This is a genomic window from Candidatus Babeliales bacterium (genome assembly GCA_036260945.1).
Classification (GTDB): Bacteria; Babelota; Babeliae; order Babelales; family JACPOV01; genus JACPOV01.
Genome location: DATALT010000002.1, coordinates 871480 through 886723 on the forward strand (window position 1 = coordinate 871480; position 15244 = coordinate 886723).

At 39.1% G+C, this 15244-nt stretch carries 17 protein-coding genes and 1 other RNA gene; 16 read left to right on the top strand and 2 right to left on the bottom strand.

The genetic code is table 11. The features are described from left to right. The first annotated feature begins 221 nt into the window (after positions 1 to 221). The 3 genes from VHO47_04995 to VHO47_05005 all read left to right on the top strand — a co-directional run bounded on the left by VHO47_04995 (position 222) and on the right by VHO47_05005 (position 1785). Positions 222 to 923, top strand: coding sequence for a fasciclin domain-containing protein (locus VHO47_04995; protein ID HEX2978449.1), 702 nt, complete (start codon positions 222 to 224; stop codon positions 921 to 923). Between the two features lie 83 nt (positions 924 to 1006). Beyond that, positions 1007 to 1363 (top strand): hypothetical protein, encoded by a 357-nt coding sequence (locus tag VHO47_05000; protein ID HEX2978450.1) that lies wholly within the window; start codon positions 1007 to 1009, stop codon positions 1361 to 1363. Between the two features lie 80 nt (positions 1364 to 1443). Beyond that, entirely contained in the window at positions 1444 to 1785 is a 342-nt protein-coding gene (locus VHO47_05005; GenBank protein ID HEX2978451.1) for a hypothetical protein, read from the top strand. 111 nt (positions 1786 to 1896) lie between these two features. Here VHO47_05005 and tsaD read toward each other — a convergent pair whose 3' ends face one another. Both tsaD and VHO47_05015 read right to left on the bottom strand, forming a co-directional pair. After that, complete coding sequence (gene tsaD, locus VHO47_05010) at positions 1897 to 2919, bottom strand: tRNA (adenosine(37)-N6)-threonylcarbamoyltransferase complex transferase subunit TsaD (GenBank protein ID HEX2978452.1); 1023 nt, start codon at positions 2917 to 2919, stop codon at positions 1897 to 1899. Between the two features lie 33 nt (positions 2920 to 2952). Further along, positions 2953 to 3723 (bottom strand): hypothetical protein, encoded by a 771-nt coding sequence (locus tag VHO47_05015; protein ID HEX2978453.1) that lies wholly within the window; start codon positions 3721 to 3723, stop codon positions 2953 to 2955. 90 nt (positions 3724 to 3813) lie between these two features. Here VHO47_05015 and VHO47_05020 point away from each other — a divergent pair, with 90 nt between their 5' ends. From VHO47_05020 to VHO47_05080, 13 genes are all read left to right on the top strand, one after another. Beyond that, a complete protein-coding gene (locus VHO47_05020; GenBank protein ID HEX2978454.1) occupies positions 3814 to 4272 on the top strand; it encodes a DUF2062 domain-containing protein in 459 nt (152 codons plus the stop codon). Between the two features lie 13 nt (positions 4273 to 4285). Then, positions 4286 to 4738, top strand: coding sequence for an SsrA-binding protein SmpB (gene smpB, locus VHO47_05025; GenBank protein ID HEX2978455.1), 453 nt, complete (start codon positions 4286 to 4288; stop codon positions 4736 to 4738). Positions 4739 to 4768: 30 nt separating this feature from the next. Continuing rightward, positions 4769 to 5791, top strand: a complete 1023-nt coding sequence (locus VHO47_05030; protein HEX2978456.1) for a hypothetical protein — start codon at positions 4769 to 4771, stop codon at positions 5789 to 5791. A 39-nt stretch (positions 5792 to 5830) separates the two neighbouring features. Then, positions 5831 to 6778, top strand: coding sequence for a hypothetical protein (locus tag VHO47_05035; GenBank protein HEX2978457.1), 948 nt, complete (start codon positions 5831 to 5833; stop codon positions 6776 to 6778). Between the two features lie 53 nt (positions 6779 to 6831). After that, positions 6832 to 7212: a transfer-messenger RNA gene (gene ssrA / locus VHO47_05040) on the top strand. A 336-nt stretch (positions 7213 to 7548) separates the two neighbouring features. Beyond that, the gene (locus VHO47_05045) at positions 7549 to 7968 is read left to right on the top strand and encodes a hypothetical protein (GenBank protein ID HEX2978458.1); all 420 of its coding nucleotides are present in this window, start codon (positions 7549 to 7551) and stop codon (positions 7966 to 7968) included. 131 nt (positions 7969 to 8099) lie between these two features. After that, positions 8100 to 9392 carry a metallophosphoesterase family protein gene (locus VHO47_05050; GenBank protein HEX2978459.1) on the top strand — a complete coding sequence of 431 codons (1293 nt, stop codon included), beginning with the start codon at positions 8100 to 8102 and terminating at the stop codon, positions 9390 to 9392. Positions 9393 to 9570: 178 nt separating this feature from the next. Next, positions 9571 to 10041 (top strand): hypothetical protein, encoded by a 471-nt coding sequence (locus VHO47_05055; GenBank protein ID HEX2978460.1) that lies wholly within the window; start codon positions 9571 to 9573, stop codon positions 10039 to 10041. A gap of 5 nt (positions 10042 to 10046) precedes the next feature. Next, positions 10047 to 10472 carry a hypothetical protein gene (locus VHO47_05060; GenBank protein HEX2978461.1) on the top strand — a complete coding sequence of 142 codons (426 nt, stop codon included), beginning with the start codon at positions 10047 to 10049 and terminating at the stop codon, positions 10470 to 10472. Positions 10473 to 10504: 32 nt separating this feature from the next. Then, positions 10505 to 10927: a hypothetical protein gene (locus VHO47_05065; GenBank protein HEX2978462.1), complete on the top strand. Its 423-nt coding sequence runs from the start codon at positions 10505 to 10507 to the stop codon at positions 10925 to 10927. Between the two features lie 95 nt (positions 10928 to 11022). Then, on the top strand, positions 11023 to 12012 hold the full coding sequence (locus VHO47_05070) for an NAD(P)-dependent oxidoreductase (GenBank protein HEX2978463.1): 990 nt from the start codon (positions 11023 to 11025) through the stop codon (positions 12010 to 12012). Beyond that, positions 12009 to 14684 (top strand): HAD-IC family P-type ATPase, encoded by a 2676-nt coding sequence (locus tag VHO47_05075; protein HEX2978464.1) that lies wholly within the window; start codon positions 12009 to 12011, stop codon positions 14682 to 14684. Before VHO47_05070 ends, VHO47_05075 begins: the two co-directional genes overlap by 4 nt. Beyond that, positions 14681 to 15154: a hypothetical protein gene (locus VHO47_05080; protein HEX2978465.1), complete on the top strand. Its 474-nt coding sequence runs from the start codon at positions 14681 to 14683 to the stop codon at positions 15152 to 15154. The genes VHO47_05075 and VHO47_05080 overlap by 4 nt, the downstream gene beginning before the upstream one ends. Positions 15155 to 15244 lie beyond the last annotated feature (90 nt).

A 15244-nucleotide genomic window follows, 5' to 3' on the forward strand; every position in this document is an offset into this window, starting at 1 on the left:
TGATTTTCCGCTTAAAGATAGGCTATTCTGGTAATTGATTATAGGCAATTTGAACAAATTGAAATGGTCAAATGAGTTATCGCCTCAAAAAAATGTCGGGCGAATCGTATACTCAAAATTTTAAACCACTTCTTGCTCAATTCGCCCCAAAAAAGTTCTTCCATTTTTATAGTTAATAATGGGTGGAACAGAAAACAAAAAACACTCTTAAAGGAGAACATATGATGTTAAAAAATATAGCATTCTTTGCCTTATCACTTCTCGTTGTCGTTCCAGTTGCTCAAGCAGGAGTCGGGACAACAACTACGTATTATGGTAACCGCGTTTACACAAACCCTACCGCTTATCCGACTAGTTCTAACGTTGGAACAACTGCAATTGGTTATACAAACGCAGGAGTTTCAAGTATAGCTGATCAAAACTATATACATCCTAATGTGTACAGTACAGAAACGAACTATACACATGGCGCTCAAACGCGATATAGACATGGTGGCATCATCTCTGAGCCAGTTAAAGAAAAAACAATCGTTCAGATCGCGCTTACAGACCCTAACTTTAGTACATTAGTTACTGCACTTAAGGCAGCAGGTTTAGTAGAATTATTGTCTGGCAAAGGACCTTTCACTGTCTTTGCCCCAACAAACGCAGCTTTTGCTAAAATTCCAAAAGCAGATCTTGATGCATTGCTTAAAGACAAAACTAAATTAATAGAAGTACTTTCAAACCACGTGGTTCCAGGTAAAGTCTTATCTAATCAGGTTTTATCTCTTGGAAACGCAAAAACAGCTCAGGGTGGTTCGTTAAAATTTGCGACGAACTACGGCAAAGTATTTGTTGATGACGCGCAAATAGTCAAAGCTGATATAAATGCATCAAACGGTGTTATACACGTTGTAGATACAGTTTTATTACCTAAGTAATTAATAATTTTGTCATGCAAAGATTAAATAAGAGGCTCTAAAAATTGTAGAGCCTCTTATTTAATGAATAAAAAAGGATGCATATGAAGATACAAAAACTTATGCTTATAGCGCTTTCAATCACGTTAGCAATACCTGTGGCACAAGCCAGTTGGCGATCATACGGCCCAGCTGCAAATAACACCCCTGCAACTGGTAGAGCAGCGTTGGGCTCATACCGCTCGTCTGCTAACTATTCAAATCCGACTAACGGCAACTATTGGCAAACTGGCGATTATAACGATAAATATAACGCCGAAGGTTATTATGGAAATAAGCCTTTTGCGAATAACTCAACCCAGCCTACTGGCTACAACCCTTCTCGATATAGGCAGGGCGTTGTAAATACCAACACCCAAACAGGTGTTTCTGGGGCAATAAATAGAAATCTAAATTGGTAATAATTTTTAAATGATTAAATCCTCAGTTTTAGATCTCTACGATTTAAAAACCTGGCTTTGATTATTTTAAGGAGAGAATTATGAAGTTAAAAAAATTAATACTCATAACCCTGTCATTAGTGCTCATGGTTCCTATGGCGCAGGGTAGAGGCGGCGGCGGTCACGGCGGCGGAGGTCATTTTGGTGGAGGTGGCGGTCACTGGGGCGGATATGGCGGTCGTGGTTATGGTCGTGGTTACGATAGAGGATTCTATGGCGGCACCGGAATAGGTTTTTATGGTGGCCCTGGTTACTACAACGATTATGATGATTACGGCACTTATTACGACGATGGCGGTTACGTTAGTAACGACGGAGTATCTGTCGGCGTTGACGGCGTTGGCGTTGGTGTCGGCTCAGGTGGCATCGGTATAGGATTCTAAAAAAACGATAGAGAATAAATCTTGCAAAAAGATTAATAGAGGCCATGGAATTCCATGGCCTTTTATTTTTGATTCAATAGCAACTTTGCAAAAAAAGAAAATCTATTTTTCTTAAAAAATATCGAGAGAATAGGTATCAAATTTATTTTGCTCAGCCTTATAATTTCCCACGAATGCAATCATAGCTGCGTTATCAGTACAGAATGCTGGTGAGGGCGATGCAAATGGCACACTATGTTTAATTGCTAACTGCGCAAGTTGGCCTTTTATGAAACGATTACACGCGACGCCACCAACAAAAGAAATACCCCGCACATACGAAAACTCTTTCAACGCGAGTTCAATCTTTTGTTCAAACATTTTATTAATACAAACAAGAAGTGAACTCGCAACCTGCTTTTTGTTTCCCGAACTCATGGTGGCCAAAAGTGATTTTGATTGTAAATCGTACCAGCCGCGTTTTACTAAATCGTAAAGAACTGCCGTTTTTAATCCTGAAAAACTAAAGTCGAGTGTGTGTGGATTACCGCTTGGATAATGAAAAAAATCTTGAAACGAAATTTCTTGAGCATATTTTTCTATTAAAGGGCCCCCAGGATATCCAAGCCCCATTAATTTTGCGATTTTATCAAACGCTTCGCCCGCTGCATCGTCAAGCGTTTGCCCAATTATCTGAAATTCACCAAAATTTTTTACAATATAGAGCGCCGTATGCCCGCCCGATGCTGATAAACAAAGATAGGGAAATGGCAACGTTTTTTCTAAAAATGACGAAAAAATATGTCCTTCAAGATGATCGATTCCGATGATCGGTTTTTTTTTGGCCCAAGCAATCGCCTTTGCAAACGAAAGCCCAACAAGAAGTGATCCGGGCAATCCTGGTTTTACCGTTACCGCAATCGCATCGATAGCATCAAGCGTTACGCCGCCATGTTCAAGCGCGCGATGCACAATGCTATTTATTTTCTCCAAATGAGAGCGAGATGCAAGTTCAGGGATAACGCCGCCGTATTCTTTGTGGATTTCCGTTTGGGAATATAAAACATTTGAACGAAGGCCATCATCGCTTGAATATACAGCTGCTGCTGTTTCATCACACGAAGTTTCTATCCCTAAAATCAATCGTCCCGCCATGCGCTCCCTCCGTTATATATAAATTAGTTTTTCCTATGCGCTATACCCACGCGCATTGAACGGTATTGAGATAAGTCTATTTGAGGCGCATTGCACAATAGCCTTAAACGGTTTTTTGTGAAATGAGCGAAGATTGATTCCCCCAATAACCATACGGTCTCGCATCGCTCTGATCATTCCTTTGGTAACAGAGTCTTTTATTGCAATGGTGGGCAAATAAATGCTGGTGCCCCCGCTTGCCCATTCGCGAACATCAAGACGATCGACATACTCAGGGTTCATGAAAATAATAACGGTGTTATCGGGAACAGTCATCTCGGCGTCTTTAAAGCGAATTTCTTGCACCCGCCATGAATCGCGCCATTCTATAGACTTCTTGTTTTGCAAAAGTTCGAGTGGATCGATTTGAGGCATATCAACCGTATATTTACTCAATTTATAAAGCTTATAGGAAGCTTTAGTCGCCAGCTCTAAATGCTCAATATGATTGGCATCAGGAATTTTTAGATCTTCAGAGCTCATGATAAGAATATGTATTTGATTTGGTTTTTCATCCTCGTAAATTTCAAACGCAGCTTTTCTAATTTCGCTCTCTTTATCAACAGAAACGCTATATAACCCACCCTTATAGCACACTGGCAATCCCCCAAGATCCTCAGTGCCATTTGGACTACTAATAAACCCAAAAATTGTTACCTGTTTGGTTGCCTGGCTACCCGCGCTTACCTGCATCGTTGGAAAAACTATAAAGAGGCCAGAAGCGGCAAGAACCATCAACAAAAAAGTTCTAAATCCCTTTTTCATGATTGCTCCTTAAGTTATATTGTGTATTTTTATTTTTTTTCTTAGTTTATACTAATGTTTACAAGGTGAAAAGAACTCTAGCAGCGTACCATGATACAACGTTTTCTACTATTTATTAAACAGACCGTTACTCCTTCGATATCAGCTCAGCTGGCCGCCCGCTCGTGGTGCGTTGGTATGTTTGTAGCATGGTCACCCTTTCTCGGGCTGCAAACGATATTAGCGATTATTCTTTCTTATCTTTTTTCACTCAAAGCATCGATTACCCTGACCGCCTCATTTATAATTAATAATATTTGGACCGTTATTCCCATATCGTTAGCAAATTACAATTTTGGTCTCTTTCTGTTTGAAAAAATTCTTCATCGAACACCGCCAAAAAATCCGGTGCTTTTTGCGCCAATAGAGGTATGGCTTCAAACTCGACTTGGAATACCCACACCCAGTTTATGGCCTTTTTTGGTCGGTGGAACAATTTTAGCTTTTATTATTAGTTGCGTGTCTTATCCATTTGTTAAGCGCTTTTTGTTGTATTTCTCTAAGCATTAATCGGAATATCGTTATGAAAATTTTAGCGCAAAATAAAAAAGCTTTTTTTGATTATGAAATTCTCGATCATATCGAAGCAGGAATTGTACTAACTGGGGACGAAGTAAAATCTATTCGCGCAGGCCACATTTCGCTCGTCGGCGCTTATGCGACAATTTATCGTGGAGAACTTTTTTTAATCAATTGTACTATTGCTCCCTATGCACAGGCGTATCTAAAAAACGATGAAACAAAAACGCGTTCACGAAAACTTCTGGTTCATCGCCGGGAACTTAATCGAATCGCGGGCGATATTTCTCGCAAAGGGGTCACTATTTTAGCGCTCAAAATTTATCTCAATGAAAAAAATCTCATTAAGGTGGATTTGGGGATCGGTAAACACAAAAAAGCGGGCGATAAACGAGAAGCAATTAAAGAAAAAGATCTTAAGCGCGAATCGCAACGCGAATTACGCAATAAATATTAAAGCATCAAGTTTTTACATCGAGGGTTTTTCGTGATCATATTTTATTCTTTGTTTTTTCTTATTAGCTCATATGCCCATTCCATGGAGCAAAACAAATCGTTTACAACTCAAGAAATCCGCCAAGCTATTATTAAAGATCCCCTATCGTTGATACAAACAATAAGAACTCATCAGAAAAAAATGATGGGTGAAATAAAAACAAAAAATCTTGATACCGTAAACAACTGGCCCGCAAGCATCGAAATTATAAAAAAACATCAAGCAATCATGCCACTTATTCAGCTCGGCGAATGCCCAGGAATCTCTGGAAATGATTGCCCTCTTGATCGAATGCTCTTTCCCGCGTTACGAAATGCATACGAGCAAGAGGTTTCAAAAGAATTAATAGCACAATTGCAAACGGGCAAAGAAGTGCACCTTGCAAGCTTTGGCTCGGGCGATCTTTCGCAAGATCTGATTGTGTACACCAAAGCGCTTGATAAGGTGACCGATCATCCAAAACTCACTATTCATAACATTGATCTAACGTATAGATATAATACACCTTATTCCGATCTGACTGGCAAAAAGCGTCAAATTGAACACGAGGACTTTTCAGAAAATTTTGCCATCGAGTTCATTTCAAAATCGTTACAAATTAAGTCTAAGCAACCGCCATCAAATGAAGCGGCACGAAATATTGTTCTATCCAGTCTGCTCTACACGTCATTAAAAAATAACAGCATGCTTGATTTCCTTAAAAATGCATTCCCTCAGGCGACGATCTCCTTGTATGCCCACCAATCGGCAGAAAGTTATTTACAATATATAAAACGTGAAAAGCTCAGTCCTCCTACTATTGTTACCGCTTGCGACATAGACGACGCGCAAGAGATTAAGTATGGAAGCACCATTGCTTATGCTGACATCTCTAAAAAAGCATTTGAAAACCCGAGCGCCGCTACTTTTTTATTGGCGCGCGCTAATGATTCATCATCTGACCAAGCTCAGTTGCTCGTTTTGAAAAAAAAGAATGATAAAACTCCTATAGCGCAGGTATATCTTTTTCCATAATACATAAACCGCATTTAAAATTAATCTGGAAACAAACACATGAATCCTTTATCGTTAGTAACATTATTTTTTTTTGTTTTTAGTCGTTCAGTTTTCTCGATGGAGTCATCAAATACACCTCCTGCAGATAGTTCAGATTTTAACGAAATAAAAACCAGAATTCTGTTGACGCCCAAAGATCAACTAAGCGCTAATCGACTGACTCGCGCCGCTCTGGAAAATAATGAGCCGTATGGCCATGAATCGCGCCAAGCGCTTATTGAAAAAACGGCTGCGAAAGAACCCTTTTTTTTAATTGATGAATGCTCAGGACACGGGCATGCGCCCTGCCCATTTGACAGGTTTACAAATAAAATTCTCAGAAATGAATATTCTAAAACAGTGAGCCTGGCTCTTTTAGCCAAGATCAAAACTGCAAAAGGCACGGTTAAATATGCAACATTTGGCAACCGAGGTCGTTTTTCTGACTTAGAGATCCTAGTTCATACTCTTGAAAAAAAACCAAAAGCGTCAATTGCTATTGATGTTATTAACATCGGCTATGAACTAGGTTGCCTGAAAAAAGAATCCCCAATCGTAAGCCTTTTTGAAACGACAGAGCAAAACTGTCAATTAATAAACGGGCTAAAAAAGATGTTCCCTGATGCAAATTTGAGATTATCGAGCTTTAGTGGCGTGGAACATTATTTGAGTGATGCTGAAACCAATGATGAATTCATTGTACCCGATATTTTCTGCGCAGCAGATATAGAATATCAACCTATGTCTTCAGGCCCAAAAAATGCGTTGCTAGCCTTCCACGAATTGTCTGTTCGTACTCTTCTTGCAAACCAAAAAGCCGAATCGATACTGTTAAGCGAAAAATGCAATGGAATGATTCAAACAATGACACGAAAGCCTGGTGAGCCATTTTATTATGAGGTCTCGTGCAAAAAGCCTTCGACTAAAAGCAAGACCAAGCACAGAGGGAAACATCGTAAAAATTGACGAAAACTTAAATTTTTGTTACTATTTGAATAGACGAAATCTTTGAAATTTTTGGGGGCGTACTGGCTTCGACGTACTATAAACATCGTAGAAAGCATGCCGAGTTTGACTGAGACTCGTACAAAATTGGTCAAAAACAGAAATGCAAACGCATTCAATTCGAATTCTAACGCTCACAACGAAGGTGTTGCTTTCGCTTAATCGTTAGAAGACACTTGTCAGTAAGGCGTGTCTATCAGTTGAACTGACACGTATTAATCAGATAGAACTGATGCAGTAGATTTTTCCGTTGCGTAGCGCATCAGTATCACGAAACTGGCTTATGCGCATTCCTGTGTTTTCGAGGGGCGTATGAGTATATTCGAAAAATAAGCATGTAGCGTTTTACGTTTTTTATTTTGCGGACATGGGTTCGATTCCCATCGCCTCCACCACGCTTTGTTCTTCGAACTACGCGTGGCGCAGCCATTATGCTGTGGACTATCTATACTAAATAAACACGCAAGAGCAATAAGAAGCGTATCCGGCGTAGTTAGCCGAGCCTAATAGCCCAGATTAACAAAACCTGGACTTGCAGGCCAATTATCAAGACAATTTTTTCAAACAAATAGTGTAAGGCGCAAGCCCTGGATAAGCGAAGACTGGGCCTATTTTGACCCGGCGCAACTATCAAAAATTCCACACCATTGCCACTCACCAACTAACTACAAGTAATTGATCTGGAAACCATAAGCTCTTATACTTTCCTTAATCATTTTTAAGGGAGAGCTATGAAGTTATTTTTTATATTGATTCCGCTTTCAATCATGAGCACGCTTTTCTCTATGGATCGCAACAGCCCTACACGAATGCAAATCGAGACCTACGTTTCATTACACACAGGCGAAACAGTTTTTGCATACGCATTCAAAAACCTTTGGGGCCATATACAGCGAGCGGCAAGAAGTGGGGATTACTCACAGGACGTACATATTTCACTTTTTGCTCTCTGCAAAGAAGGCAAGGAGCTACCAGAACACCACAAGCAAACACTCAAAAAACATATGCTTCCTACAAGCGTTGAAGAAATGGATGTACACAAGCGCTCTATTATTATGGCAGCCTTTGCAAGTAATAATTTACTCATCAATCCATCAGACCCTCAAGATCTAACTTGCCAGTTCACACTTAAACAGGAAGATAAACATTAGGGCCACTGCTATATAATTTGTCCACACCCTTTTTTCAATCCTATCCTTTTATGCTAGGTTAACTAATAAGGGTTTGTTTCATGCTGTATTTGGGGTTCACCCTAAAAAAGCAAAACCGGGAGGTATTTATTATGAACAGACTATTTTTAAAAATAGCATTGCCCGTAGCATCGATCGCTCACTTAGCAAGCGCAGCACCTTCTTTGGAATCTCTCTCTCTTTTGGAACGCCAAATTTCGGTCCTACCAGAAAAAACCTTAAGGTTCATGCCAACCTATCTTACGCTGGACCAGCTTCGCGCCTCTATAGCGACCTATAGAGCACAGCGTATGATCGAGCAACGAAATGCGGCATGGATATCAACACGACCATCAAATGGCCTTTTCGCCCAAAAATTAATCGTGCCTCAAAATAGCACCGTACTTTTCTTTGGCGATATCCATGGATCAATACATTCGATTGTACGAATGCTTGATTCTTGCACGAAAAAAGGCATTCTGAACGATCAGCTTGTCATCACGCAACCGGATACCTATTTTGTCTTTCTGGGAGATTATGTAGATCGCGGTTTTTATAGTGTAGAAACACTCAACACTCTTTTGCAGTTTGCGATAAAAAATCCGGGCAAAGTTATTTTATTACGCGGCAATCATGAAGATGAAATGATGAATCGCTCATTCGGATTTGGCCAAGAACTTGCCACTAAATTTCCGGAAATGGCAGCCGGCGACAGTTCGCTTATTTACCGCTTATTTGACTTGATGCCCTCAGTTCTTTATCTAGGCGCAGGCGAAAATAATCGTTTAGATATCATCCAATGCTGCCATGGTGGCATTGAAATCGGATTCAATCCTCAAAAACTACTTGAACATACATCGTATAAAGCTTTTCAATCGATTGATCGCCTTGAAAGAGCAAGCGCGATTCGTGCATTGCCTCAAGGACTAAAAAAGCCTATTCTTGATGCGCTTCCTGCTGAAGAAATATGCAGTTGCTCTATTTCTGCTCCAACGTCGCCAACCCATCTTGGATTTCTGTGGAACGACTTTATTGAAAAAGATAACTTGTATACATCATCTGCGATTGGCTATAAGGAAGATCGTGGGTGGGTTTTGGGCAAAATGATGACGAAACATTTTTTGGGTGCACACAGTACTCAAAATGCTTATATAAGAACAATTTTTCGTGCTCATCAGCATCATGGTACGATGCTTGAAATGATCAAGGAAGGCCAGGGAATCGTTCCGCTGTGGAACGGATTAGTTTATACGTTTGTTTCATCTCCGATTACTGCGATGCACATACAGTTCGATTCGTATGGTATCCTAAAAATCGGTAAATCGTTTGACGAGTGGAAAATGAAGCATTGTGTTATTACAAAAACCGGGACGAGCTATACAGAAATCCCAAGGCTACTGAACTAATTCAAGGCGAGATAATTTTCAAAAGAAAGCTTATGCGTATGAATTGCGGCTCCGCTATTTTTTCTGGCATATCTCAGTTGATATCAACTACTTCTCAAATGACTTCAGCTTGATTGAACTCTTCTTATATTATCGCTACACTGTCCTCAGTAGGTAAATCATGATTGAGGAGACATTAATGAAATATATTTTTGCAGCGATCGTACTTTTTCCTACATTAACCCATTCTATGGATCAATCATCTACATCAGCTCAACGAGAAGACAATCAAACTTCTCGAATTGACCATTCACCCAAACAAGATCAGATTCGACTTAATACTGGCTCAACGGTTTCCCTAAAAACATACAGCGAAGTGTGGGAAAAACTAAAAAATTTCGGTACAGAAGATAACATTCAAAATGGACTCCACCATGATCTTTATGCTGTAGCTGAAGGCGGAAGAGCACAATCAGAATCGCGTGCCGCTCTTTTGAAAAAATATGGTCTACCAACAAAACAATCAGAAATACCCGAAGAAGCAAAAAAAATTATTCTAGCAACAAAAAAACTGGTCTATCAAAAAAATCCTGGTTACGGATGTGATTTTATCGATTCTGTCACAAGTGAGATCATACATTTTTACACACTGACGGCCTTGCTTGGATAAAAGAAATGCTTATTTTAATTTATTTTTTACTATTCAATCTTACTCTTAATATTTTGGGAATGAACCAAGACGAAAAGATATCACTACATACCGGATCCACAGTGTCTAAAAAAACTTATAAAGATACATGGCAAAAATTAGAAAAACTCGCACGTGAGGGCCACCTAAACAACGGCGCACAATATACTCTTTATTCTTTGTGCTGCGGCACGAGCCCAGAATTGAAATCAAATAATCTAGAAGTACTAAAATCGCTCGGTTTTCCAACAACGCCAGATGAATACACTGATGATCTGAAAAAAATAATTTTAGCTACTAACTCTCTATCTCTCTCCCAAGAATATAAGAAGAAGCTCGGCTCTGAATATAATTTAGAATTTATTGATCCAGCAGACCCATGCGTAGGATTTATAGAAGACCCGTGGGATTAATCATTTCCAATCAACTATCACGAAGGAATAGAATGCGTGCAGCTCTATATGTTTCACTTATACTTTCTCAAGCAATTTTTTCTATGGAAATAGACCATGACGATGAAGCCATTTGGAAAAAAATTGAACAATTAAAAAACCACCCAGAGAAAAAGAATCTAGTACAAACACTCGTAGGCTTGGCTCAAGAAGAAAAAGTTGATCCAGAACATGAAAAAAATCTCCCAAAATTAGAACAACTTGGCCTATTAGAAAATGGTCAGCTGTCTACACATATAAAAGAGTATGTAAATAAGTCATACCAAATGAATTTTACAACTCTGACATTAGAATTTGTAAAATTAGATGATCACAAGAAAAGATTTGAAGTTTTTATTCCTGAAACAGGACTGGAAGTCTTATTGAATGAAATGACTGCTGATGAAGTAATCCAAAAAGCCAACCCACCTAAATAATATTTCTGGAATTTTACAAGTCTACGTTTTGTTTTTTGTAAGCTACTTGACCTGTCGATATGCGTCATTTCATACTCATAAAAAAGGAATATGGTATGAAAATGTTATTTTTTGAATGCGAGCCTTGGCAAGAAACTCTTTTTAGAAAAGCTTTTACAAAAAATCAATTATTCTTTTCCCCTCATCCCTTAACGCAAAATACTATCCCGCAAAATCATCTCGATGCAGAAATTATTTCAATTTTTACATGCTCTTGCATCAACCCAAATATTTTAAACCATTTTCCAAATCTAAAATTCTTAATTACTCGCTCAACGGGATACGATCACGTTGACTTGAGTGAACTTAAAAAACGCACTATTGCTTTTGCCTACATCCCGCATTATGCCGATCGATCGGTTGCTGAATATACATTCGCTCTTATATTTAATCTTGCAAGAAAAATTAATCTTGCAATAAAAGTTTCGCAAGAGCATTCCCATTCTATTGATGTCCTGCGCGGTTTTGATCTTTGGGGAAAAACAATCGGCGTGATCGGTACGGGAAATATTGGAAGTAATGTTATACGGATTGCTCATTGCATTGGAATGAAAACCATCGCATTTGATGTAAAACAGAATGACATTCTCATCAAAGAATGCGGCACTAACTATCTATCGCTTGAAAAGCTCCTGCAAAATGCGGATATTATTTCCATTCACGTTCCTTTGAATGAAAAAACCTTTCATTTAATAAATAAAAAAAATATTTCACTCATAAAAATTGGTGCGTACTTAATTAATACTGCTCGGGGGGGAATCATTGACACTGATGCCCTTATAGAAGCGCTCCAAAAAAATATCATAGCCGGAGCAGCATTAGATGTCCTTGAAGAAGAATGCCTTACGCACGATCCATCCCGTCTGCTTTCTCAATCGCATCCCGACGAAAAACGATTGAAAATTGCACTGGAAAATAATTACCTTTTAAATCACCCAAACGTTATTATCACGCCGCATAATGCTTTTAATAGTAAAGAGGCCCTCGAACGACTCACGCGAGAAACAATCGCCGAAATTGAAAAATTTAAAAAAGGGAATGGATGAGCAAATTTTCCTATCAAGGATCGATCGACTCGCTTGCGGCCAACATTAATACAAATCTTTCATCTGGCCTCACTCAAAACGAAGCCAAAAAACGTCTTTCTATTTTCGGACTCAATCAACTCGCTGAAAAACCGATACCTTCATACTTCTCTATTTTTTTGAGACAGTTTGAAAGCCCTTTGATTTATGTTCTTTTAGCAGCTGCAATTATTATTATGGTAGTTGGCGACACGCTTGATGCCCTCATTATTAGTGTCATCTTATTTTTCAACGCCGCAATCGGAACTATCCAAGAAGGACGCACACATCGCCTTCTTGAAAGTTTAAGAAAATATTTAAAAGCAGATGCTCTTATCGTGCGTGACGGAAAGCAGCAGATTGTTCCAGTGCAAACACTGGTTCCAGGGGATTTACTTCTTTTACAACAAGGAGAACGGGTTGCTGCTGACGCTCGTTTAGTGCAGGCGCATCTTTTAATGGTCGATGAATCCATTCTTACGGGAGAATCAATCGGCGTGGAAAAAGCTGTTAGTGATCTGGCGCAAGAATCCTCATTAGCGCATCAAACCAACATGGTTTTTAAGGGTACGTATATTTTATCGGGCACGGGTATCGCACTTGTTACTTCAACAGGAGCGGCAACAGAGCTGGGCAAAATTGGTGCTCTGGCTGAAACTATTCATACAGAAATACCGCTCAAAAAAGATCTAGATTTTATTTCCCATGTTGTTTTGATATTTATTATTCTCACCTGTATTTCTTTATTTGCAATCGGAATCTGGCATGGCAGATCATGGCGCGATTTACTCATCACTTTAAGCGCTCTTTTTATTTGCGTAGTACCTGAGGGGCTGCCGGTGGTTTTTACGCTATCACTCGTAAATGGCGCTTATCAAATGGCAAAGAAAAACGTTGTCGTAAAAAAATTACAAGCGGCAGAAGGGCTCGGGCGCACCACCATAATTGTTCTTGATAAAACCGGTACGCTCACAAAAAATGAGATGATGGTTTCCGATATTTATACTCACAATAATTGGTACACCGTTACCGGAGAAGGATATCATCCTAAAGGCGCTCTTTTGCACAATGGAGCTATCGTGACTTCCCTCCAAGATCATCAATCTTTGGAACTCATGGCTCATGCTGCATCATTATTGAACCGCACTCAAATAAAAGTCGAGCCTCAAACAGGACTTTTTCTCATTAAAGGGGATCCTACACAAGCCGCACTATTTATTTTTTCGCAAAAGATAGGTCTTGATTCTGCACAGTTGCGTAAGATGTATACGTTTGTTGATGAAATTCCTTTTCAGGCAGATCTGCGTTACGCAGCAGATTTTTATCTTCACAATAATAAGCTTATTGCTCTGATTATCTGTTCACCCGAATTTGTTATGAACCGTGCATCAAATTATACTCAAGCAGATCGCGTGTCACTTGAATCGATGCTGAATGAAGGTTTACGTGTCATCGGTGCAGGCTTTAAAGAATTTGACGCAAGCATACTCAAAGATGGTCCTCTTTCTGATGATCAATTAAAAAATATGCTCGCAAGCGATCTTAATTTTCTAGGTTTTTTTGGTTTACAAGATACGATTCGCCCAGAAATTGAGCGTATGATTGATCAAGCCCGAACTGCTGGTTTTAAAATTGTTATGGCTACGGGCGATCATAAAGGAACTGCGTTGTTTGTAGCAAAAAAAGTCGGCATCTATACCGAAAAAAATATTGTTATTGACGGTGCTGAATTTGAGCAGATGACAAACCAAGAATTAAATCTAAAGCTGCCCAACGCCACTGTGTTTTCTCGCCTCACCCCGGAACATAAATTGCGTTTGATTGAATTATATCATGCGCGCGGAGAAATTGTTGCCATGACCGGTGATGGCGTTAACGATGCGCCATCTCTGGTGGCCGCAGATATTGGAATTGCTATGGGAAAAATTGGAACTGAGGTAGCAAAAGAAGTTGCAGATATTATTCTGCTTGATGATTCATTCAAAACTATTGTTGACGCAATTAGCTATAGCCGTCATATTTTTACCACTCTGCGGCGCGTCATTTTATACTTTTTTGCAACCAATTTAGCCGAAGTGCTTTTAATCTTATTTGCCCTCAGCATCAATATTGCCATACTTCCTTTAACTGCTGTGCAAATTTTTTGGCTTAATTTAGTTACTGATGGTTTTTTAAATGTCGCGCTGGCATTCGAACCAAACTCAACTCAAATATATAAGCACTTTTCAAAAAAACAAAAGCTTGTCGACACAGAGCTCCTTTTAAAAACATTTTATCTAGCTTTACCCATGGCGGTTGGCTCGTTAGCAATTTTTCTCTGGTATCTCCCCATATCTGTTCCGCTCGCGCGAACAATGACACTGATTACTATGGCTATGTTTCAATGGATGAATGCGTGGAATTGCCGATCACAGTATTTAACTAACTTCCAAATAGGTTTTTTTAGTAACCATTGGCTGATCGCAGCAACCTCGTTCGTTTTATTCTTGCAGCTATTGCTCGTGTACGTGCCGTTTATGCAACGGTTCTTTCATACCGTACCTTTAACGTTAAACCAATGGATTTTAATTTTTCTGATTACTAGTTCCTTAGTAATTACCGAAGAGACACGCAAACTCATCGCACAATTTTTGGAAAAAAAGGAAATAGAATGATGCTATTATTTTTGACGCTATTATTTGCTTTTCCATTAACTTCATGCATGGAAAATTCCCATAATGATGGCAAAAAACAAAGGCAAACCATTTTAATATCAGATGATGAGACCGATTATCTAATAGACAAACAGACGTATAACGAATATTGGCCGCGCCTGCAAAAAATTCATAAGGACATTTCGAATGCACCATCGAAAGCAGCGTATCAACTTTTAATCAAGTTGAGCTCAGGGCAGCAATGTACTATTTCAAAAGAGGCTGCAAAAATGCTTGAACGATACGAATTCCCTCCAGAGCAGAACAAATACACCGATGATCTTTGCGAAGTGATCGAAGTATTCAATACCATAAACCGGATTAAATATTCAGATACGGCTATCAACTTTTCCAATTCAACCATTGACTGGTCGCAATTTAATCAAACAAATAAACATGACCCTGCCAATACGAACAAACAAAGTCAGTAACAGCTTTAATTTCTTTGAATTCTGCCCATTTGACTGCTCATCCAAATGGGATAGACTAAAATAACATTTTAAAACTTCTATTTTGCAAAA